This window comes from Clostridium pasteurianum BC1 (assembly GCF_000389635.1).
GTDB lineage: Bacteria > Bacillota > Clostridia > Clostridiales > Clostridiaceae > Clostridium_I > Clostridium_I pasteurianum_A.
Genome location: NC_021182.1, coordinates 3,214,685 through 3,236,742, shown reverse-complemented (window position 1 = coordinate 3,236,742; position 22,058 = coordinate 3,214,685). Strand labels below are relative to the sequence as shown.

The following is a 22,058-nucleotide window of genomic DNA, read 5'->3' as shown; positions in this document are numbered from 1 at the left end:
AAGGTGTATTATGGATAATAAATATGAAAACTTTATTAACAGAGAACTTAGTTGGCTGGAATTTAATAAAAGAGTTCTAGAAGAGGCGGCAGATACAACTAATCCCCTGCTGGAGAGACTTAAATTTTTGTCAATTGTAAACTCAAATTTAGATGAATTTTTTATGATAAGAGTGGCTTCACTAATAGAACAGGTACAGGCAAATTTTAATAAAGTGGATTTTGCGGGACTTAGTTCCAGTGAGCAGGTTAAAAAAATAACTGAAAAGGTTCATAAGATGGTATATGAACAATATGATATATATAAAAATCTTAAGAGTGAACTAAAAAATGAGCATATTGTTATATTAAAACCTGGGGATGTAAGTGATGATCAGAGAGAATTTATAAATGTTTATTTTCACTCAAAGATATATCCAGTTCTTACTCCGATGGTGGTGGATAACAGCAGACCTTTTCCACTTATCCTCAATAAGAGTTTAAATATAGCACTTTTTATTGATGGTAAGGAGGAGGAAGAGAATATTTTTGCCACAGTGCAGGTTCCATCTGTACTTGGAAGAATAGTGGAATTGCCTAAGTACAATGATGATAAATGTTTTATTCTTCTTGAAGACATTATAAAAATGCACATAAATGATATTTTTATAGGCCACAATATAAAAGCCATGGGGTGCTATAGAATTACAAGAAATGCAGACCTCAGTATTGATGAGGAAGGAGCAGAAGATTTGCTAGAAGCTATTCAGCAGTCTGTAAAGAATAGAAAATGGGGAGAAGCTATTCGTATAGAGATAGAGCATGATATGGATGACAGGCTTATTGAACTTTTAAATGAGGAGCTAGAGGCTTCATTCGGGGAAATATACGATATAAAAGGTCCAATTGATATTACATTTTTATCTAAACTAGGTTCTATTGAAGGTTATGATAATTTAAAATATCCTAATTTTAATTCTGTACCTGTACCGGAATTTATTGTACAAGAAAATATATTTGATGCCATATCAAAAAATGACATTTTAGTACATCATCCTTATCAGACCTTTCAATGTGTTGTGGATTTAGTTAAGATGGCAGCTAGAGATCCTAAGGTGTTAGCTATAAAACAGACACTTTATAGAGTAAGCGGAAATTCTCCTATAGTAAAAGCACTAATGGAGGCGGCAGAAAATGGAAAACAAGTAACGGTATTAGTGGAATTAAAAGCCAGATTTGATGAAGAAAACAATATAATATGGGCAAGACGCCTTGAAAAGGCGGGTTGCCATGTTATATATGGCTTGGTGGGACTGAAAACTCATGGGAAAATTCTTTTAATAGTTAGAAATGAAGATGATGGAATCAAAAGATATGTACATATGGGAACAGGTAATTATAATGATGTAACTGCTAATTTTTATACTGATATTGGATTGTTTACCTCTAATCCATATGTAGGTGAGGATGCATCTTCTTTGTTTAATATGCTTTCAGGATATTCTATGATAAATGAAATGAATAAGCTGTATATAGCACCTTCGGGACTCAGAAAAAAATTTATTTCTCTTATAAAGAGAGAAGAGGATAATGCTAAGTGTGGCAAAAAAGCCAATATTATAGCTAAAATTAATTCACTTGTAGATAAACAAATAATAGAAGCTTTATATGATGCGTCAAAGGCTGGAGTTAAAATTCAGCTTATTGTCAGGGGAATATGCTGCCTTAGACCAGGACTTAAGGGTGTAAGTGAAAATATAACTGTAATAAGTATAGTGGGAAGATTTTTAGAACATAGTAGAATTTTTTATTTTTATAATGATTCAAATGAGGAAATATACTTATCTAGTGCAGATTGGATGAATAGAAATTTGGATAGAAGAGTGGAAATACTATTTCCAATAGAGGATGAGGAAAATAAACACAGGATAAAACAGTTTCTGAATGTCTATTTATCTGATAATGTAAAGGCAAGAATTTTAAATAGTGATGGAACTTATTCTAGAGTAACTTGCAATGATGGAGATGAAATGATAAATAGTCAGGAATATTTTTCAAAGAAAGCTATAAAGCAAGTTAAAAAAGCAAAAAAACAAGAAAATCAGCAAAAATTTACCCCTGTAACATCATTTAAAATATAAATTTTAATAAGTAAATTTATATTGACATAAATATAGTTTAAATACTATAATTTAGTATAAACTATTATATAAGTAGGATTTGTTGAAGAGGAGAGTAGCTAATAGAAAATTTTTAGCGAGCTGAAGATAGTGGGAGTTCAGTGGTTTTTTATTAAAGCATATATTAATTTAGTGTGCTTATGGGTATAAATGTCCATGTGAAAAGAACCTTGGAAAAGCTTCAAAGGGAAATATATTTTTCTTGATGAAAGTCGTTTATGCTGCGTTATAGCATTGAGTGGACTGAGGAATCATCAAATAAATCACAGCTGGCATACTTGGTAGTGTTATTTATGTAGATGTTCAATGTCAATCAGAGTGGTACCGCGGATTATCCGTCTCTGCAATTTTTTGCATAGACGGTTTTTATTTTTTGATAAATATTTATAAGATGATATAATTCATCTAAACTTAATGAGGTTACAAATTTTCAGTAAGTAAGGTTCATTGATAAAAAGGAGAGTACTTATGGATTATAAGAAAATAATTGCAGAAAAAATTAAAAAAAGTGTAGAACTAGAATTAGAAACTATTGAAAGATTAATAGAAATACCACCCAAATCTGAGATGGGAGACTACGCTTTTCCATGTTTTTCTCTGGCAAAAACTTTGAGAAAAGCACCAAATATGATTGCAGAAGATATTGCAAGAAATATAGATAGGGAAGGCTTTGAAAAGATAGAAAATCTAGGACCATATTTAAATTTCTTTGTTGACAAGGGAGTTTTCACAAAAAATACAATTGAAAAAATATTAGCTGAAAAAGATTCCTATGGTGCTTCCCAAATTGGAAAGGATAAAAATATTACTATAGATTTTTCTTCACCCAATATTGCAAAGCCTTTTCATGTAGGTCATCTTTTTAGCACGGCCATAGGAAATTCATTATATAGAATTTTATCCTTTGAGGGTTATAAATGTATAGGAATAAATCATCTTGGAGATTGGGGAACTCAGTTTGGTAAATTAATCTGTGCCTATAAAAGATGGTGCAATAAAGAGCAACTAGAAAAAGAGCCAATAAAAGAACTCTTAAGAATATATGTTAAGTTCCATGAAGAAGCAGATAAGGATTCAAGTCTTGAGGATGAGGCGAGGATGTATTTTAAGAAATTAGAAGATGGAGAAAAAGAGGAAACTGAGCTTTGGGAAAAATTCAGGGAACTCAGTCTTAAAGAATTCCAGAATGTATATGATTTATTAAATGTAAAATTTGATTCCTATGCAGGGGAAAGTTTTTATAATGATAAAATGGATGCTGTAGTAGAGGAAATAGATAAAAAGGGATTACTTGTAGATAGTAATGGGGCAAAGGTTGTAATGCTGGATGAATTTAATATGCCTCCGTGTATAATTAAAAAGTCAGATGGGGCTACAATTTATGCTACTCGTGATTTAGCCGCAGCAGAATATAGAAAAAATACTTATAATTTTTATAAGAGTATTTATGTAGTTGGAGGGGAACAAAAGCTTCATTTTAAACAAGTGTTTAAGACATTAGAGCTTATGGGTTATGATTGGGCAAAAAATTGTAATCATGTAAGTTTTGGGCTTGTAAAATTTGCCGATAAAAAGCTATCCACTAGAAAAGGTGAGGTAATTTTCTTAGAAGACTTGTTAAATGAATCCATATCAAAAACCTTAGAGATTATAAATGAAAAAAATCCTGAACTTAAGGATAAAGATGAAGTTGCTAAGAAGGTTGGAGTAGGAGCAATGATATTTACCTATCTTAAAAATGGCAGAGAAAAAGATATAGTTTTTGACTGGAAAGAAATGCTCAGTTTTGATGGTGAAACTGGCCCTTATATTCAGTATACTTATGCAAGAGCAAAAAGCATATTGAGAAAACTGGGAACTGCTGAGGGTGAAATAGACTATTGTAAGCTAAATACTTCCGAAGAATTTGAGCTTATAAAGTATTTAGAAAGCTTTCAAAAGTCTATTTTTGATGCCATAGACAAATTGGAGCCTTCAATTTTAACAAGACATATTATAGACATTGCAAAGGCATTTAATAAATTTTACAATCTTCACAAGATAGCAACTGTAGAAGATGATAAAATTAAAAATGCAAGATTAAAGCTTGTAGAAGCAACTTCCCAGGTAATAAAAAATGGTCTGTATTTATTGGGAATAAATACAGTGGAAAGTATGTAGAATTATAGTATAATTATATCAAAGATTTTATTTTAGAAATGCATAAAGCTATAAATAAGTCTACATATTAAAAGTTTACAGGGAGGTATGGAAATGAAAGGTTTTTCTTGGAACACAATGATTCCGGTTATCATATTAATAGTCATATTACTGGCGGCCTACAATATGCTCAAAGTATTTGTATTTGATAAGATAAGAGCAGTAAAATGGGCAAAATGGGTAGTGTTGGTGATTACTATATTGTTAGGAGCACTAAATGCATATGCGATGAATAAATTTGGTGAAACAAGCTGGCAATACTACATTTGTATGGGATTGTTTGTTATAGCATTGTTTACTTTTTTCGATCTTTTGGGGTTTGGAAAAAAAAGAACAGATTCAAAATATAATAAAAAAGATGATGTGGTTATAAGGCCTAAAGCTAAACCTAATAGGGTAAAAGATAAAAGTAAGAACAATCAATAACCAATAGGCCTTACCTGAAAGGTATTTTTGGTGAAAGATTTATAATCAAATTTTCTAATTAAAAAACACTATGAGATTCACATTAATTTTATTAGTTGATTTTCATAGTGTTTTATTATTTTTAATTTCAATTATCAATGTGTTTTTTAAAATACTTAATAAATTTAAATTTTTTATAATAATATCTTTTATACACTAATCTATTTTATAGTTCCACAGGCAATTTTTATGCCAGAATTACCAGAAGGTTGAGTTCTGTAATCATCTGGACTTTCATGGATAACTACAGATCTATTAATAATATCTCTAACTTTAAATTTACTTGTAAAAAAACTCATTTTAGTTATAGAATTATTGTTGGAAAATAATACAGGAAAGTCTCCAGCATGGTTTCCGTGTGGCTGATTTGTGGGATTCCAATGCTGCCCTGTTTGTGGAAAGGGATTCTCTGTTGTGCCTGCATTTCCACAGCTATTTTCATGTATATGAAAACCAAAGGGACCTATTTGGGGGCTATTGCCTTCTGCTGCTTTGTAAGGCGGTAAATTCTTTATATTAACATATACCTCACAGCCGGCAGGAACATCTTTAAAAAATACTGTACCAGTTATGTTAGGATATTTGGTACCACCATTAATATAGGCAATAGCATATGTTGGTACTGAAGCTCTTGTAAAGTTATCATAATAAATATTATTATAGTAGTACTCGTTGTAGTTACTATACATATATATTCCTCCAATAAAAAGTTTACTGTATATTATATGAACTTGCTTATATGAGTAATGCATTAAGATATGAAAAAGATTTAGTTTACCATGAACCACAATCTTCAGGTCTTAAAACCTATGAATTAATTTTATCAACGATAATAGAATGTAAAGAACAAGGCTATTTTCAAGATAAGGATGCTGAAGTAATAGGTCAATGCTTACGGGCAGGAATACATGGTTTAACTTCATTGTTTATAGGACATGATGAATTTCCATGGAAGGATAAAAAATGTTTAATAGAAAATATGATCAATTCTTTGATAAGCAAGTGATGCTATAAGTAAAATAAATATTAAGCGGATCCCTTTGCTTAAAAAAAGTGGAAGGATAAAAATTGCCAACAATATATAATAATAGTATTTATATTAAAGGTTTAAGATTAATTTGTTTTAGTTATCATTTAGCGAGGAATTAATATCAACAGTATTATTAGCATGTTAAAATTCTCTTCTTTCGTTAGTGCTTGTCTAAAGAAAACAGTCTATGTTATTAATTGAGTCTACAAATTGTACAAGTTTTTTCATTTACAGCTTAATAATAAAAGCTACCAAATATTAAATTATTTATTTAAGCTATTGATTTATTAAAAACCATGCAATATAATGATATTAGAAAATATAACACTGTTAGATATAATAATATAGTTACAAAATAGAGGAGGAACATAACATGAATATTAATAAAAAAATTGTATTAATTTTAGTAAGCTTGTGTATTGTTGCAGGAATATTTTTAGGAGTAAATTACCTTATCAATTTACAAAAATATAAGAACGCAATTAAAGCAATATCAATAGGCAATGTTAATCTATCTAAAATTTCAGACGGTACTTATTCAGGTTCTTATGATGCATATATAATTGCAGCTGATGTAAGTGTTGCAGTTAATAATCACAAAATAACGGATATTAAATTATTACGTCATAAAAATGAAAGAGGTCAAAGAGCAGAGGTTATTCCACAAAGGGTTTTAGCAGCTCAATCTTTAGCGGTAGATACAGTTTCTGGAGCAACAAACAGTAGTAAGGTTATTTTAAAGTCTATTGAAAATGCTTTAGAAAAAGGAAAATAAGGATAATTTCAATAATTAAAAAATACTTATGAGCGAAGTTTTTGAAATGGAAAGCTTTTGAATGGGTACAGTAATAGATCAAAAGGTTTATTTGATGCAGATGTCTTATCTACTGGAGGTTATGTAATTGAGTGAAATAGTTAAATTATTTAATAAGAACAAGTGGGTAATCTATTTAATGGCATTTCTTATAAGTAGTGCCATTGGTATTATAATTCCACTTACTTCTACTCACATGTCAAGAAATCATGTTAGTGATGTCTTAATCGGAGTTATTTCTTCAGTATATTTTTTTACTATTGCTTTAGGAACAATATTAATTAATAAAAAGTTGAAAAATAGAGATTTAAAGAAGCTTATTTCATTAGGATTATTAGTCAGTGCCCTGTGTACATTAGGATTTCCAATGGTATCTAGCGCTGCAGTATGGTTTATTCTTATGGCATTAATGGGTTTTGGCGTAAGCTTTCATCTGGTAGGTACTCAAACAGCTCTTCATAGATTCACTGATGACTCTATCAGAGGAGTTGTAAGTGGAGTGTATACGCTTTTTTTTGCTTTTGGATTTGCTTTTGGTACAATTGGGGGACCTAAAATATATGAAAAAGATATATGGTTATCTTTTATAGTAGGTGCCTCATTTTTACTTATAGCAGCACTCCTTCTATATTTAAAAATAAAAACAAAATTAACAATATCAACAAATTCAAATAATAATGTAATTAAAAAAATATCATTATCTTTACAAGGAGCATTTTCATACGGATTTATAGAAAATACTATTGCATCAATATATCCTTTATTTTTATTACAACACAAATTTACACTTTCACAAATGGGATATGCTTTAGGAATGTTTGTAATTGGAGGAATAGTTGGAACCATACCAATCACTTATATCGGGGATAGGATCGGACGAGAAAAGGGTTTGATAATAAGTGTACTGATTTCAATATCAGCATTCATAGGTATAATAGTATTTGATGAATTAATGTATAAATTGGTTTTTTCATTTATTTCAGGAATAGGTATAGGTGCAATATATCCTATTTCCATGGCACTGGGGGTTCAGGGCTTAGATAATGAAGAAATTATATCTGCTGCCTCAAATTTTACTTTTTTTTATAGTTTTGGATGTGCTGCTGGACCAGTATTATCTTCAATTGCTATGAATAGGCTTGGCAATAATTATTTGTTTAGTATAAGCTTGATACTTTTAATAGCGCTTTTGTATAATTTATTTTCAAAAACAAAATACGGTACTGATGAATTCGTATTTAAATGTTTTTAACCTTGCTGCAACAGTATTATAAATAATATCGCATATAACCAAAAAGTATTTATAAATGTAATAGTTTTAGTATTTGAAATAGACACAAGGTGTAATGATAAGGGGGAATAGTAATCATGTCTATAATAAACGCAAATGCACCAAAAAGAGATAAGCTTTTAAGTAATCTTCCAATTCATCAGGAGATGAAAGAAATAATCTATTATGGAACACTGGCACCAAGCAGCCACAATGCACAAATGTGGAAGGTTAAAGTAATTTCAGATAATGAAATAATGGTAATGATAGATAAAGATAATGTACTACCAGCATTAGACCCTACTAACAGAGAATCATTTATAGCTATAGGTGGATTTATTGAAAATATTGCTCAAGCAGCGCCTAAATACAAGCTTATTGCAAAGATTGATATACTTTCAAAAAATTACAATGATATAGATGCTGTAAGAATCAGATTTGAAAAATTGAGTAACAGTGAAAATTCAGATAAGAAAACTTATAATATTGAAAATAGATTGAGTATTAATGATGCTTATCTTAATAAAAAACTTAATCAGAAAGACGTTGATTCGCTAATATCAGAAATTGAAGAAGAAAATGGATATTACTTCGATGTAAATAGTGCAAATGGACAGTACATTCAGCAAAATTTAATTGCAGCCAATAAAAAACAAGCAAGTGACAAGAAAAAGCAGGAAGAGCTTGCGAGTTATATGCGTTTATCAAATCTAGAAGCAAATACTAATAAGGATGGCATAACAGCTGAAATGATTGGACTCACAGGATTAAAAAAGTGGCTCTACTATACTTTTACTACAAAGAAATCAATAACTTCAGATAGTTTTATTAAGCTAACTGTTAATAAAGTCAAAAGTCAAGTGAATAATTGTTCAGGATTTTTTATTGTAACAAGTACTGATAATTCTCCAGAAGGTCTGATTAATGGAGGAAGAAATATGGAGAGGTTATGGTTAAAGGGTATAGAGCTTAAGGTTGCATTGCATCCCATGTGCCAGATTATTGAAGAGAAGCCCTGGAAAGAAGATATAAATAGAAAATTAAATATAGATAGGCCAATTCAGATGATTATGAGAACAGGCTATGTAAAAAAATATGGAGATCCAGTGAGCTTAAGAAGGAGCATTGATGACATTGTTATATTAGATTCAAATTATAAATAACATGAATATTATATTAAAAGTTGATGATATGTGAGATATAAACAGGGAGTGAGATTTATGGAGATTAAAATTGTTGATAATTATGATATGTTAGCAGAATGCTACAAAATAAGAAATGATGTTTTTTCAGTAGAACAAGGGGTTCCATCAGAGCTAGACAAGGATGAATTTGACATAATAGATTCTAACAAAAGTATTCATATTCTTACTTATGAAGATAACTTACCTATTGGAACGAGCAGGTTGAAATACATATCAAAGGATACTGTTCAATTAAATAGAGTAGCTGTAAGTAAAAATTACAGAGGAAAAAGTGTAGGAGAAAAAATGTTGATATTTTTAGAAAACTATTCAAAGGAAAAGGGGTATTCATATGTTTATGTTGAAGCTCAAATGCAGGCAAAAAGATTCTATGAAAAATGTGGATATTTCAGTTTGGATAGAAATCCATTTCTAGATGCTGGAATTTTGCATATAGCTATGAAAAAGTTACTTTAACTTCAACCTTTTTCAATGGGGCAGTGAGACCTCCTATAAGCGCAATAATAACGGATATATTACCCCCGGACAAAAGGAAGCTTGGCTTTTCACTTCAGTATCTTGGAATTAACCTGGGAGTGTCCTTGGGGCCAATTGTAGCTGGATTTTTATTTAAAAATTATCTTCCAATATTGTTTCTAGGAGATGCCATAACATCATTTATAGCCGTGTCGCTTGTGGTAATAAACATTAAGGAAACCAATCTTAAAAATATTAATAAAGTGGAGGCTTTAGCAGAAAAAAAAGAGTCCGAGAATATTCTTCAGGTTCTTTTACAAAGACCTGAAATTATTGCTTTTTTGCTTATATATATAATTTACAGTGCTGTATATACTCAACACATTTTTTCTATGCCATTGATGCTAAACAAGCTATATATGGACAGAGGCGCACAGTTGTTTGGTCTATTAATGAGTGTTAACGCTCTGACAGTAATAACCCTCACTGTGATAATCAGCAATATTACTAAAAAACTACATGCATTATCTAATGTAATAATAGCAGGAATACTCTATGCTGTTGGCTTTGGAATGATAGGAATAGTAAAATCTTTTCCCCTCTTCGTTGTATCAACAGTGTTATGGACAATTGGAGAAATTCTGATTGTAACAAACTTTGGAACCTATGTAGCAAATAACAGCCCTGCAAATTTCAGAGCAAGATTTAGTGCTGTAGGCAGTTTAAGCTGGGCATTAGGTTCAACTCTTGGAACTTCACTTATGGGCAAATATATAAGCATGATGAGTATTGATATGGTATGGCCATTAACCTTTGTACTTTCATGCATTTCAAGTCTGCTTATGTTTGGATTATATACTTACTCTAAAAGAAAAGATTCTGTAAGCAGCGCTGCAAGTGTTGACAGTAGCATGAGCTAAAGTTTTTGATTGATAGAAGAAACAGAAAAGAATTGACGATTTGGATGATTCTGTTGGTATATTAAAAAAGCTGCTGTTGTCAAAAGCAGAGAAAATCAATTAATGCAATATAGTAATTTGGGAGAGATGCAAAATTACTATATTGCATATAAAAGATTTAAATGGAAGTCTACGTTATAATAGTTATGGTGAATAATATAACTGAGAAACATAAGTAAAGCTGTAGGATACTCGAAAATAGTGTTTTCAGAGCGATTTTTTATTATATGGGTATCTCCAACATTTCCACAAAACCCACGCTAAGATAAAAAATGGATAGAAATTAATCAATCTATCCACTTTAAAATGTATGTGAATGTAAAATTAAATAATAATATTCTTTGGGAAAAGCTCGAAATTAGCTATCCCTAGTTACAAACACGTTTCATTTGAGACATTAAAAAAATAATAGCTCAATGTTTTTTGAAAATCAATTCAACTTGATATATCTAAGTATCATCTCGACATACTGTTCTACTGAAGCATCAATATCAGTTTGATGTACAACACTATAGCTGAAATTATCTACAAGACAAAAGAAAAGAAATGCAGTTATATCTAGATTTTCGTTCTTTGCATTTATTCTTACAAGCATTTCCTTGATCTTTGAAATAATATGCTATGACTTATTTCATTTTGAAGTTTTATATCTTTATCAGTGTGCCTCAATGCAATCAATTCATCCTGAAATCCATAATACTTTCTGCTTATATCAATGGTAGCCAATATTATTGCCTTTATATACTTCCTACTATTTATAGAACACAACTTATTTGTATTTCTACATTTATCCATAATGGTTAATTGAAATGTTAGCTGCAACCTGTGGTGGTTCCACAATCCATACAAACCATACATGTGCCGTTTCTTGCCATTCTTGTAGAAGAACAGTTAGGGCAAGTGGCGTCGTAAACTCTTTCTAAATTAGCTTCATTTTTGTCTGCTGCTTCATACTGGTCAGGGGCTACTTGACAGCTGGAAAAATCGTTGAGTTCTATATCAATTACTTTACTTATAAGGTCAGAAATAGATGTAACATATTTTATATATGGGTGCTTTTGTACAAAACCATAAGGCTCATATTTTTGCCCCCTAAGCATTCTCGATATATCTTTTGGAGGAACATGATATTGAAGCATAACCGAAATTGATTTAGATAGAGAGTTTAAAAGTCCTGTAATAATAGTTCCTTCTCTATCTGTTGTTATATAGATTTCACATATTTCTCCATTCTCGTTTCTATTAACTGTAGTATAAATTTTAACATCAGCTATTTGAGCTGGATGAGTGGTTCCATATCTTATTCCAACAGGTTTAACACGATTAGCTTTTGAAGATGTATTTTTAGTCTGTAAAGATTTAACTTTATTCATAAGAGCATTGTAAGTCATGTTTTCTAAATCTAAATTATTATTTTCATCTAAACTTGTATTTAATGGTTGACTTGCTTTAGAGGAATCTCTATAAAGAGTTATTCCCTTGATACCAAGTTCCCAGGATTTAAGAACCACATTTTTAAAGTCTTCAACAGTAGCATCATTAGGAAGATTAACTGTTTTAGAAATAGAGCCGGAAATTAAAGGAATAATTGAGGCTACCATAAGCACATGCCCCATAGGTGAAATATATCTTTTACCACTACCACATTTATTAGCACAGTCAAATATAGCCAGATGCTCTCTTTTTAAATGTGGAGCACCTTCTATTTTGCCGTCTGCTAGTTTTTCATATTGAAGATCTCCGTCTTTAACAGTTTCCGTTCTTAAGATATAGTCCATTATATCTTGTATTTCATTTTCGACATAGCCTAAATTTTTAAGTGAAGTTTTTATTACAGGATTTATTATGGTCATATAGCCCCCGCCAGATAGCTTTTTATAAATAACGTGGCTAAAGAAGGGTTCTATGGAGGTAGAACCACAATCCATGGCAAAGGAAATAGTACCAGTTGGGGCAATTACTGAAACCTGAGCATTTCTATATCCAAATTCTTCTCCATATTCAATAGCTTTTTTAAAGCTTTCTTTTAGCAGATGACTTATATCCTCCAGATTTTCATCAAGCAATAATTTATGATTTATCCTAACTGGATTGTAGTTAAGATTTTCGTAATCAGTATCTAATAAGCCGGCTGATCTTGCATGATTCCTTATAACTCTTTTCATATAGGTCTTATTTATTTCATATTTCTGAAAGCATCCAATTTTAGCAGCCATCAATGAAGAAACGTAATAAGAGTGAGCAGTAAGTATTCCAGTTAAAGATGCTGCCAAAGTTCTGGCTTTATCAGAATCATAGGGATAGCCTTTAACCATAAGTAAGGATGCTAAATTGGAAATACCAAGGCCTGTAGTTCTAAACATATAAGTTTTTTTAGCTACATCTTCTGTAGGAAATTGCCCCCAATGAATAGAAGCTTCCAATACAAGCTGGACTAAACCTATTACGTGAACATAACCCTCTAAATCAATGAATTTTTTATCAGTATCATAAAATTTAAATATATTGATAGATGCAAGGTTACAGGAAGTATCATCTAAAAAGGCATATTCTCCACAAGGATTTGTTGAGTTAATTCTGTTATAAGGCGCATTATATACACCGTCTTCACCAGCAGGACAGGTATGCCAGGCATTTAACCTATCGCCGAAAAGTGGAGCAGGATCAGCACATTTCCAAGCAGATTCATTAAATATATTCCATAAATTTTGCACCTTAACAGTTGTATTTACAGAATCATCAGTTCTGCCTGTTAATTCTATTGTTTCATCAGGATTTTTACTCAGATTTTTAACTTTATTCATAAATTCATCTGAAAATAGTACGGAGTTATTTCCATTTTGACCTGATACAGTTTCATAAGCCTCACCCTCAAAACTCATATCATATCCCATTTTACCAAGAGCTCTAACTTTATCTTCTTCTTTTGCTTTCCAGCTAATAAAGTCGAATATTTCAGGGTGATCAATATTAAGGCATAGCATTTTTGCAGCTCTTCTTGTAGTTCCGCCGGATTTTATAGCGCCAGCATTTCTATCTAATCCCCTTAAAAAACTCATAAGACCAGAAGAAACACCACCTCCAGATAATCTTTCACCTTTTGCCCTTATGGTAGAAAAATTTGTTCCAGTACCAGAGCCGCCCTTAAATAATTTTGTCTCTGTAACGTATTGATCAGATATGGAATGGGAGCCTAGAAGTTTATCAGCTATAGAAATTATAAAACAAGCCGAGGCTTGAGTTCTTGTATAGTTATCTTCTGCTGCAGCAATTTTTTTGGATTTTTCATCATAATAATAATTTTCCTGTTTTTGACCCTTAATATTATAGGAAAGGGCAAGGCCCGTATTAAACCATTGAGGTGAATTTGGGGCAAACATTTGATTTAAAAAGGCATAGACCATTTCGTCATAGAAAATGTTTTCTTCTTCTTCCGTTTCTATTAATCCTTCATCTTTTAAAGCTTTGCACCAAAAATTTACTAATCTGTGGGCAATCATTTTAAGACTATTTTCATAATGGGGAGCTTTTGGAATTCCTGCTTTTCTAAAATATTTAGATGCTATTATGTCACAGGAATTTTGAGAATAATTAATTGGAAATTCAAGATTTTTCATATCAACTAAAATCTTGCCTGTTTTATAGTCCTTCATAAAAACATCTACTTTTTTCCATTGAAATAAATCATATACACTTTTATCTTTATGTATATCCAGTTCTTTAGTGTAAACTCTCTTAATTATACTTTTTATGCTGTTCATGTATTTCCTCCATTTAAGGCATATTAAAGGAATAATTAGCAAATATGCCAGTATATCTCGATAATGTAACAGTTATAAAATCCATGATACCAATACCACCATGAAAATATATTATGATAGATTATATATAATATACGGTTTATCCCTTAATTATTACTTATTTCTAATTGCCAGAATTCTATATATAGTATTGTATGCATAAACATAACACCACATGTGGTATATTATATTATTATTTTAAATAAATTTCAAATACAGAGTAATTCAATTTTAGTCAAAAAATTTAATTATCTCTATTATAATGCATTATAATGATTAATTGTTAATAATTAATATTAATAGACAAGGAATAATTTACATAAAACCATTGACAAATGAAATGAAATTATATATCATTAAAAGTGTACTAAACAGGTATACTTTTAAAAGTAGGTGTGAAAAATGAATATCACTCAAGAAAGTGATTATGCAATAAGGGCAGTACTCATACTGGCAAAGAATTTAGAAAAAGATATTTTAGATGCAAGAACTATATGTGAACTTGGAAATGTACCCTTAAGATTTTTATTAAAGCTGTTAAGGAAACTTACCAAAGCTGGAATAATCAAATCCTATAGAGGGGTAAATGGTGGATATGCACTTGCAAAAGCACCTATAGACATAAATTTGAAAGATATTATAGAAGCTATTGAAGGGCCTATAACTATAAATAGATGTCTATATGATAAAGATACCTGTTCCGCAGGTAAGGGTGACAATTGTGCAATTCATGCAGCACTATATGATGTGCAATCAAAAATGATTAGTGAATTAGAGAAAATAAATTTTGAAGATTTGAAAAGAAATAAATGGTAATTTGCAAGCATAAGTTTTGTTTTACACAAAAGTATACTAAATAGGTATACTTTGATAATTATAAAATAAATATAAAATATAAAAATAATTTTTGGGTTTTGAGGAGGAATTAGAATGTCAATATGTAAATCAGCAGATTGTAAGTTGTGTGAATTTTTAGAGTCTAAGGAGGATTTGGAAACATCCTTTAACAGAGTGGAACAGCAAAAAAATAAGTGTAAGTTTGGTACAGATGGCGTTTGCTGCAAATTGTGTTCAAATGGTCCATGTAGAATAACGCCTAAATCACCTAGAGGTGTCTGTGGAGCCGATGCTGATACAATAGTTGTAAGAAATTTCTTAAGAGCTGTTGCAGCTGGTTCAGGTTGCTATGTCCATGTAGTTGAAAATACCGCTTGGAATTTATTGAATATAGCTAAAGGCAAAGGCGATTTAAAAATAAAGAGTCCTGAAACTCTAAATCAATTAGCAGAAGCTTTTGGCATTGAAGAAGATGATTTAAATAAAAAGGCTATAAAGGTTGCCGAAACAGTATTAAGTGATTTATATAAACCTAAATTTCAAAAGATGGAGCTTGTTAAAAAACTTGCCTATGGACCAAGAATTGAAAATTGGGAAAAGAATGGAATATTACCAGGTGGAGCAAAGTCAGAAGTATTTGATGCAGTAGTCAAAACTTCAACAAATCTTAACAGTGATCCTGTAGATATGCTTTTAAATGCTTTAACACTAGGAGTATCCACAGGTATTTATGGACTTATGCTTACGAATTTATTAAATGATGTAATTCTTGGTGCTCCAAAGATAAGAGCAGCAAAAGTTGGCTTCAGGGTTATAGATGAAGATTATATAAACATTATGGTAACAGGCCATCAGCATTCAGATATTGCTCATCTTCAAGACAGGCTTATAGATGAAGATGTGAAAAAGAAAGCTGAAGCAGTAGGGGCAAAGGGCTTTAGATTAGTTGGATGTACCTGTGTTGGACAGGATTTACAATTAAGAGGAGAACACTATTCAGAGGTATTCTCAGGACATGCAGGAAATAACTATACAAGTGAAGCAGTAATTGCTACTGGTGGAATTGATCTTTTAGTTTCTGAATTTAACTGTACTATACCAGGTCTTGAAGATGTTGCCGAAAAATATAAAGTTAAAAGTATATGCATAGATGATGTGGCTAAAAAGAAAAATGCAGATTACATTCCATTTAGTATAAATGATGCAGAAAACATAAGTGACACATTAATAGAAGAGGCATTGAATAGCTATAAAGAGAGAAGAGGATCAATAAACATAGATATTCCAAAGGATCATGGTCATGATGATGTAATTACAGGAGTAAGTGAAGGATCTTTAAAAGAATTTTTAGGTGGAACCTTTGAACCACTTATAAAACTTATAGCAGAGGGTAAAATAAAGGGTGTAGCAGGAGTTGTAGGATGTTCAAATCTTACTGCGAAAGGGCATGATGTATTCACTGTAGAACTTACTAAAGAGTTAATAAAGAGAAATATTGTAGTTTTATCTGCTGGTTGTTCTTCTGGTGGACTTGAAAATGTGGGACTTATGTCACCAAAGGCGGCAGAACTTGCAGGAGATAGTCTTAAGGAAGTATGCAAGGCACTCGGAATTCCACCTGTACTTAATTTTGGTCCTTGTCTTGCCATAGGTAGACTTGAGATGGTAGCTGTAGAACTTGCAAAAGCATTAAATATTGATATACCACAGCTTCCATTGGTACTTTCAGCACCACAATGGCTTGAAGAGCAGGCTTTAGCAGATGCAGCCTTTGGTTTAACTTTAGGTCTTCCACTTCACGTAGCAATTTCTCCATTTATAGATGGAAGTGCTACAGTTACAAAAGTTCTTAAAGAGGATTTAGTTAATATTACTGGCGGAAGGCTAATAGTTCAAGAGGATGTTATTAAGGCGGCTGATGAACTGGAAGCTATTATAGAAGAGAGAAGAAAAAGTTTAAATATTTAATTTCAATTATGGTATAATAGTATATAGATAAACTATTTTAGGTATTATTTAGTAACAATCGAAAAGTTTAAAATTAAATTTCAATGTAATATCTAAAATGACTTAAGGTTTATCTGTCATATGGGAGGTGACAGTTTGTGGAAAATAATGCAAGTAAGGAGATCATGGATAAACTCACTAAGACTTGTATTTGCAAGAGTATACCTAGAGCTGTTATAAAAAAAGCCATTAGGAATGGAGCTAAAACTGTAGAAGAAGTACAAAAATTAACAGGGGCAGGTTCTGGTGGCTGTAAGGGGAGAAGATGTACCCCAAGAATACAAATTCTTTTGGATAGTAAAGAATAAGATGTAATGTTTAGGGATATTTTAAATTATTGATTTCAGTATTGCTTTGTGAAGGATAATAATTTAAAATATCCTTTTTAGTACATTAAATTTATGCTATAAAAAGTTTAAGTTTTAAACATAAGGATGGTGATTTTATGCTATATAATTTTAAAAATTATGAGCCTAAAATACATGAAAGTGTTTTTGTTGCAAAAAGTGCAGATGTTATAGGTAACGTATCTATTGAAAAAAACTGTAGTATTTGGTTTGGGGTAGTAATAAGAGGGGATATGAATAAAATAACCATTGGAGAAGGAACCAATATTCAAGATAATTCCATACTACATATAAGTGAAGAGGAAAGTCCTCTTGAAATTGGTGATTTTGTTACAGTAGGCCATGGAGCAATACTGCATGGTTGTAAGATTGGGAATAATTCATTGATTGGTATGGGTTCTACAATATTAGATGATGCCGAAATAGGAGAATTCACAATAATAGGGGCAGGTAGCTTAATTACAAAGAATAAAAATATACCTGGTGGAGTACTTTGTATGGGGAGACCTGCTAAGGTTATAAGAAATCTTACAGATGAGGAAAAAGAAAACATAAAATTAAATGCACAGGAATATGTGACAATTAGCAGAGAGTACAAATAAAAGTCATACACACATTTTAACCAATATTTTGCTGAATGCATAAAAATTCAAATGATTAAAGTAAAATATAGATATCAAAATATAAAAGTCATTGCGTGGAATATGCATTTTAAGGCATTTAATATTAGCAACTAAAAGGGGCTGTCCCAAAAGAAATAAATACTCATTTCTTTTGAGAACGGCCTCATTTAGTTATTAAAATGCAATTTTTAATAGTAGAATAGTTAAAAAGCTGTCTCGCAATGCATAGATATGCATTGCGACCGCCCCTTTTATAGAGAATTTTTAAAGAAAGCTGATCAGAAGCATGGTTTATATTAGGCTGTTTTATTTTTGCTTGCTCTTATGAAAATTTTTGCAATTTCATTTATTATTAAAGTTAGTATAGAAATAGCAATGACAAAAGTCCAATCAAAGAGAGTTAAATTAAATAAATTAAATAAATTTGATAAAAAAGGTACTGTTATAACTATATATTGCAGCAGTATACCTATAATTACAGAACCAACTAAATATTTATTACTAAATAAACCTGTTTTAAATATGGATTTTTCTGGATGTCTCATATTAAAGGAATGGAAAAGTTGTGAAACGCTTAAAACTACGAAAGCCATAGTTTGAGCATGTTCTCCTCCTGCTCCATATATTTTTTCTCCATATCTGAAGGCTATCAAAGTTAAAACTCCTATCAATATTCCATTTAATACTAGAAATATGCTGGAACCTTTTGAAAATAAGCTTTCCTTTGTGTTCCTGGGAGGGTTATCCATAACATTTTCATCACCAGGATCAACACCTAAGGAAAGTGCTGGTAATGTATCCGTAATTAAATTTACCCATAATATATGGATTGGTCTAAGGGGAGTATCCCAGTTTAAAAGTATAGCTACAAACAAGGTTATAATTTCACCTAAATTACAGGAGAGAAGAAATATTATAGATTTTTTTATATTGTTAAATATATTTCTACCTTCTTTTATGGCAGAAACAATAGTAGAAAAATTATCATCAGTTAAGATCATGTCAGAAGCACCTTTGGCCACATCAGTACCTGTTATACCCATGGCTACACCTATGTCAGCTATTTTTAAAGAAGGAGCATCATTTACTCCATCACCAGTCATAGATACTATATTTCCTTTAGATTTAAAAGCCTTTACAATATTAACCTTGTGTTCTGGAGAAACTCTTGCAAAAACTCTTAGGGAATCAACTTTTCTATTGAGTTCCTCCTGACTTAATTTATCAAGCTCTGTACCTGAAATAGTTTCATTAGAACTTTCAGCTATACCAAGTTCCTTAGCTATGGCAAAGGCCGTATTTTTGTGGTCACCAGTTATCATTATAGTTTTTATACCAGACTGCTTGCAGGTGTATATAGAGTCTTTAACTTCTAATCTAGGAGGATCAATCATTCCAACTAGACCTATGAAAATTAAGTCTTTTTCTATATCTTGTATAGATATATTTGGAGAATCTAATTCTTTGTAAGCAGATCCAAGTACTCTTAATGCATCATCAGACATGTTGTTAGAAGCCTTCATAATTTTTGCTTTTAAATCTTCAGTAAGATCTTGTATATGTCCATCTATGTTTATTTTATTTGATATTTTAAGTAAATTATCTATAGCACCTTTAGTATAAACAATGTAGTTTTTATCACATTTGTTTATTGTAGACATAAGCTTTCTATCTGAATCAAAGGGAACCTCATCATTTCGTTTAAAAGAGTTTTCCAATTCATTTTTAAATATATTAAATTTTACACCAATTTCCAAAAGAGCTATTTCTGTTGGGTCACCAGTTTGAGAACTTTCCGTGTAAGTAGCATCGTTGCAGAGCATAAGATTATCAAGTAATAGTCTATTACTTGCATTATTTATATCTAATTCATCAATATTTTTTATTGAATCATGTGCAGCCGTATAAAATTTTGTAACTGTCATTTTATTTTGAGTAAGGGTTCCTGTTTTATCGGAACATATTATATTTACTGCCCCTAAAGTTTCAACAGCAGGAAGTTTTCGTATAATGGCATTTTCTTTTATCATTCTTTGAACACCCATGGCAAGTACAATTGATACAATAGCAGGGAGTCCCTCAGGAATTGCTGCTACAGCAAGACTTATGGCAGTAAGAAACATTTCAAACAGATCTCGTTTTTGGATGACGGAAATTACAAATATTAAAGCACAGATTACTACTGCTGCAATACCTAAAATTTTACTTAGTTCAGCAAGCTTTTTTTGCAGTGGGGTCATTTCACTTTCAGATTCATCAAGCATCTTAGCTATTTTACCAATTTGAGTGTTCATTCCAGTAGCAGTGACCACACCTATACCTCTTCCATAAGTGGCTAAAGTTGATGCAAAAGCCATATTCTTTTGATCGCCTAAAGGAATATCGCTATTATTAAAGCTCATATTAGCATCCTTACTTGAAGGTACCGACTCTCCAGTAAGAGCAGATTCTTCTACTTTTAAATTAGCACTTTCAATTAGTCTTAAATCAGCAGGTGTATATCTTCCAGCATCTAAGACAACTACATCACCAGGGACAACCTCCTCTGAGGGGATTTCCTTAAGATTTCCATCTCTTTTTACCACTGCTTTAGGGGTAGATAATTGTTTTAAGGCTTCCATAGCTTTCTCGGATTTAAATTCTTGAACTGTGCCAACCATTCCATTTATAAATATTACAACTAAAATTATTATAGCATCACTTAGTTCTCCCATGAATCCTGATATTATAGCGGCTATTATTAGTATAAATATCATAGGGTCTTTTAATTGAGAAAGAAAAATTTGAAATATAGTTTTTTTTGCCTTAGATGAAAGCTTATTTTCACCATATTCCTCTAATCTTTTTTTCGCTTCTTCAGAAGACAAACCTTCCTTGGGATCTGAATTTAACTCTTTGATAACTTCTTCGGCAGTTTTATTAAGCCACATAACTTGAATCTCCTTTCCATTATTAAAAATAAACACTGAAATTTGTATTCCTTTGATGTTTTTAGAGCAACTATTTGTCTATATATTATTGATTAATAATATACCAATAAGTAGTTAGTATTAAATAGTATCAAGATATTTATGTTAGTTAGTATAACCTATAAGTTTATGTATAATTAATTATTTGAAAAATTACAATTATAAATAAAAAAGACTTATGCATAACTAAAATATAAGTTACACATAAGTCTTACTATTTAATACAAAGCCAGATGAAATGATTCATCGGGTGTTGACTTTGCCACAGATAAAATCTGTTAGCTACTCCCTTACGTTCAGTATAAAATTATACTTAAATTATATATAAAATATTAATTCATGTCAAATACAAATTATGAAAATTATTCTAAGTTTCATTTGTATTCTATCTTCTTGTAAAGAAGCTTTTTATATAAAGATAAACAAAATCATGTTATAATTAAAAAATAATATATTTTTACGGGGATGATTAAATGGAGGTATCAAGAATTAGAAATAGTACTGCCATATCACAGGAAAGAAAGAAAATAGATTTTAAAAAAGATTTTTCTCAAAATTTTAACTTTGAGAGAGATAGAAGAAATGAAGAGGAAATGAAAAAATTACTGGACGATATTAAAAAAAGAGGGAATAGACTAGTAATAAGTAAATGCTATGCAGATGTTAAGATATATAAAAATTTAATTAAAGAATATTTACAAAGTGTATTGGATTGCATGTATAAAGTTAAGAACGAAGCTAGCTTTTGGCAAACACAATATTATATAACAGTGGAAGTAATAGATAAAAAATTGGAGGAAATAACAAAAGCTATTTTAGGAGAAGAAAAAGAAAATTTAGATGTGGCAGCTACTATTGATGAAATTCAGGGAATTATTGTAGATATTTATAGGTAATAAATATCTACAATAAGATATAA

At 30.8% G+C, this 22,058-nt stretch carries 19 protein-coding genes; 14 read left to right on the top strand and 5 right to left on the bottom strand.

Annotated elements, in window-relative coordinates; all coding sequences use genetic code 11:
* Positions 1-10: 10 nt before the first annotated feature.
* The 3 genes from CLOPA_RS15305 to CLOPA_RS15295 all read left to right on the top strand — a co-directional run bounded on the left by CLOPA_RS15305 (position 11) and on the right by CLOPA_RS15295 (position 4,783).
* Complete coding sequence (locus CLOPA_RS15305) at positions 11-2,119, top strand: RNA degradosome polyphosphate kinase (RefSeq protein WP_015616336.1); 2,109 nt, start codon at positions 11-13, stop codon at positions 2,117-2,119.
* A 507-nt stretch (positions 2,120-2,626) separates the two neighbouring features.
* Complete coding sequence (gene argS / locus CLOPA_RS15300) at positions 2,627-4,318, top strand: arginine--tRNA ligase (protein ID WP_015616335.1); 1,692 nt, start codon at positions 2,627-2,629, stop codon at positions 4,316-4,318.
* Between the two features lie 93 nt (positions 4,319-4,411).
* Positions 4,412-4,783 (top strand): amino acid permease, encoded by a 372-nt coding sequence (locus CLOPA_RS15295; protein ID WP_015616334.1) that lies wholly within the window; start codon positions 4,412-4,414, stop codon positions 4,781-4,783.
* A gap of 200 nt (positions 4,784-4,983) precedes the next feature.
* Here CLOPA_RS15295 and CLOPA_RS15290 read toward each other — a convergent pair whose 3' ends face one another.
* A complete protein-coding gene (locus tag CLOPA_RS15290) occupies positions 4,984-5,511 on the bottom strand; it encodes a superoxide dismutase family protein (RefSeq protein ID WP_015616333.1) in 528 nt (175 codons plus the stop codon).
* A 50-nt stretch (positions 5,512-5,561) separates the two neighbouring features.
* Between CLOPA_RS15290 and CLOPA_RS15285 the strand changes: the two genes are divergently transcribed.
* From CLOPA_RS15285 to CLOPA_RS15260, 6 genes are all read left to right on the top strand, one after another.
* Complete coding sequence (locus tag CLOPA_RS15285; protein WP_207637885.1) at positions 5,562-5,828, top strand: hypothetical protein; 267 nt, start codon at positions 5,562-5,564, stop codon at positions 5,826-5,828.
* A 397-nt stretch (positions 5,829-6,225) separates the two neighbouring features.
* Complete coding sequence (locus tag CLOPA_RS15280; RefSeq protein WP_015616332.1) at positions 6,226-6,627, top strand: FMN-binding protein; 402 nt, start codon at positions 6,226-6,228, stop codon at positions 6,625-6,627.
* 127 nt (positions 6,628-6,754) lie between these two features.
* Entirely contained in the window at positions 6,755-7,918 is a 1,164-nt protein-coding gene (locus CLOPA_RS15275) for an MFS transporter (RefSeq protein WP_015616331.1), read from the top strand.
* 116 nt (positions 7,919-8,034) lie between these two features.
* The gene (locus CLOPA_RS15270; protein WP_015616330.1) at positions 8,035-9,099 is read left to right on the top strand and encodes a nitroreductase; all 1,065 of its coding nucleotides are present in this window, start codon (positions 8,035-8,037) and stop codon (positions 9,097-9,099) included.
* A gap of 57 nt (positions 9,100-9,156) precedes the next feature.
* Positions 9,157-9,597 (top strand): GNAT family N-acetyltransferase, encoded by a 441-nt coding sequence (locus tag CLOPA_RS15265; protein ID WP_015616329.1) that lies wholly within the window; start codon positions 9,157-9,159, stop codon positions 9,595-9,597.
* A complete protein-coding gene (locus tag CLOPA_RS15260) occupies positions 9,549-10,517 on the top strand; it encodes an MFS transporter (RefSeq protein ID WP_080648328.1) in 969 nt (322 codons plus the stop codon). The genes CLOPA_RS15265 and CLOPA_RS15260 overlap by 49 nt, the downstream gene beginning before the upstream one ends.
* A gap of 469 nt (positions 10,518-10,986) precedes the next feature.
* Here the strand turns inward: CLOPA_RS15260 and CLOPA_RS25190 are convergent, their stop codons facing one another.
* The 3 genes from CLOPA_RS25190 to CLOPA_RS15250 are packed head-to-tail and all read right to left on the bottom strand — an operon-like array spanning position 10,987 to position 14,317.
* Entirely contained in the window at positions 10,987-11,151 is a 165-nt protein-coding gene (locus CLOPA_RS25190; protein ID WP_155241925.1) for a hypothetical protein, read from the bottom strand.
* Positions 11,142-11,351, bottom strand: coding sequence for a hypothetical protein (locus CLOPA_RS15255; protein ID WP_155241924.1), 210 nt, complete (start codon positions 11,349-11,351; stop codon positions 11,142-11,144). Before CLOPA_RS15255 ends, CLOPA_RS25190 begins: the two co-directional genes overlap by 10 nt.
* Positions 11,352-11,368: 17 nt before the next feature.
* Entirely contained in the window at positions 11,369-14,317 is a 2,949-nt protein-coding gene (locus tag CLOPA_RS15250) for a vitamin B12-dependent ribonucleotide reductase (RefSeq protein WP_015616328.1), read from the bottom strand.
* Positions 14,318-14,758: 441 nt separating this feature from the next.
* On the opposite strand from CLOPA_RS15250, the gene CLOPA_RS15245 reads away from it, so the two are divergent.
* The 4 genes from CLOPA_RS15245 to CLOPA_RS15230 all read left to right on the top strand — a co-directional run bounded on the left by CLOPA_RS15245 (position 14,759) and on the right by CLOPA_RS15230 (position 18,149).
* Positions 14,759-15,172 carry an RrF2 family transcriptional regulator gene (locus CLOPA_RS15245; protein ID WP_015616327.1) on the top strand — a complete coding sequence of 138 codons (414 nt, stop codon included), beginning with the start codon at positions 14,759-14,761 and terminating at the stop codon, positions 15,170-15,172.
* Positions 15,173-15,286: 114 nt separating this feature from the next.
* Complete coding sequence (gene cooS / locus CLOPA_RS15240) at positions 15,287-17,161, top strand: anaerobic carbon-monoxide dehydrogenase catalytic subunit (RefSeq protein ID WP_015616326.1); 1,875 nt, start codon at positions 15,287-15,289, stop codon at positions 17,159-17,161.
* 137 nt (positions 17,162-17,298) lie between these two features.
* Positions 17,299-17,508 (top strand): (2Fe-2S)-binding protein, encoded by a 210-nt coding sequence (locus tag CLOPA_RS15235; protein WP_015616325.1) that lies wholly within the window; start codon positions 17,299-17,301, stop codon positions 17,506-17,508.
* A gap of 137 nt (positions 17,509-17,645) precedes the next feature.
* Complete coding sequence (locus tag CLOPA_RS15230; protein WP_015616324.1) at positions 17,646-18,149, top strand: gamma carbonic anhydrase family protein; 504 nt, start codon at positions 17,646-17,648, stop codon at positions 18,147-18,149.
* Positions 18,150-18,466: 317 nt separating this feature from the next.
* Here the strand turns inward: CLOPA_RS15230 and CLOPA_RS15225 are convergent, their stop codons facing one another.
* The gene (locus CLOPA_RS15225; RefSeq protein ID WP_015616323.1) at positions 18,467-21,100 is read right to left on the bottom strand and encodes a calcium-transporting P-type ATPase, PMR1-type; all 2,634 of its coding nucleotides are present in this window, start codon (positions 21,098-21,100) and stop codon (positions 18,467-18,469) included.
* A gap of 512 nt (positions 21,101-21,612) precedes the next feature.
* Here CLOPA_RS15225 and CLOPA_RS15220 point away from each other — a divergent pair.
* Positions 21,613-22,035, top strand: coding sequence for a YaaR family protein (locus tag CLOPA_RS15220; RefSeq protein WP_015616322.1), 423 nt, complete (start codon positions 21,613-21,615; stop codon positions 22,033-22,035).
* The last annotated feature ends 23 nt before the right edge of the window (positions 22,036-22,058 follow it).

What these genes read in the sequence shown, in the direction of transcription:
- CLOPA_RS15305 (WP_015616336.1), top strand. Translation starts at nt 11, where the DNA reads ATGGATAATAAATATGAAAACTTTATTAACAGAGAACTTAGTTGGCTG.
- argS (WP_015616335.1), top strand. Translation starts at nt 2,627, where the DNA reads ATGGATTATAAGAAAATAATTGCAGAAAAAATTAAAAAAAGTGTAGAA.
- CLOPA_RS15295 (WP_015616334.1), top strand. Translation starts at nt 4,412, where the DNA reads ATGAAAGGTTTTTCTTGGAACACAATGATTCCGGTTATCATATTAATA.
- CLOPA_RS15290 (WP_015616333.1), bottom strand. Translation starts at nt 5,511, where the DNA reads ATGTATAGTAACTACAACGAGTACTACTATAATAATATTTATTATGAT.
- CLOPA_RS15285 (WP_207637885.1), top strand. Translation starts at nt 5,562, where the DNA reads ATGAGTAATGCATTAAGATATGAAAAAGATTTAGTTTACCATGAACCA.
- CLOPA_RS15280 (WP_015616332.1), top strand. Translation starts at nt 6,226, where the DNA reads ATGAATATTAATAAAAAAATTGTATTAATTTTAGTAAGCTTGTGTATT.
- CLOPA_RS15270 (WP_015616330.1), top strand. Translation starts at nt 8,035, where the DNA reads ATGTCTATAATAAACGCAAATGCACCAAAAAGAGATAAGCTTTTAAGT.
- CLOPA_RS15265 (WP_015616329.1), top strand. Translation starts at nt 9,157, where the DNA reads ATGGAGATTAAAATTGTTGATAATTATGATATGTTAGCAGAATGCTAC.
- CLOPA_RS25190 (WP_155241925.1), bottom strand. Translation starts at nt 11,151, where the DNA reads ATGCTTGTAAGAATAAATGCAAAGAACGAAAATCTAGATATAACTGCA.
- CLOPA_RS15255 (WP_155241924.1), bottom strand. Translation starts at nt 11,351, where the DNA reads ATGGATAAATGTAGAAATACAAATAAGTTGTGTTCTATAAATAGTAGG.
- CLOPA_RS15250 (WP_015616328.1), bottom strand. Translation starts at nt 14,317, where the DNA reads ATGAACAGCATAAAAAGTATAATTAAGAGAGTTTACACTAAAGAACTG.
- CLOPA_RS15245 (WP_015616327.1), top strand. Translation starts at nt 14,759, where the DNA reads ATGAATATCACTCAAGAAAGTGATTATGCAATAAGGGCAGTACTCATA.
- cooS (WP_015616326.1), top strand. Translation starts at nt 15,287, where the DNA reads ATGTCAATATGTAAATCAGCAGATTGTAAGTTGTGTGAATTTTTAGAG.
- CLOPA_RS15230 (WP_015616324.1), top strand. Translation starts at nt 17,646, where the DNA reads ATGCTATATAATTTTAAAAATTATGAGCCTAAAATACATGAAAGTGTT.
- CLOPA_RS15225 (WP_015616323.1), bottom strand. Translation starts at nt 21,100, where the DNA reads ATGTGGCTTAATAAAACTGCCGAAGAAGTTATCAAAGAGTTAAATTCA.
- CLOPA_RS15220 (WP_015616322.1), top strand. Translation starts at nt 21,613, where the DNA reads ATGGAGGTATCAAGAATTAGAAATAGTACTGCCATATCACAGGAAAGA.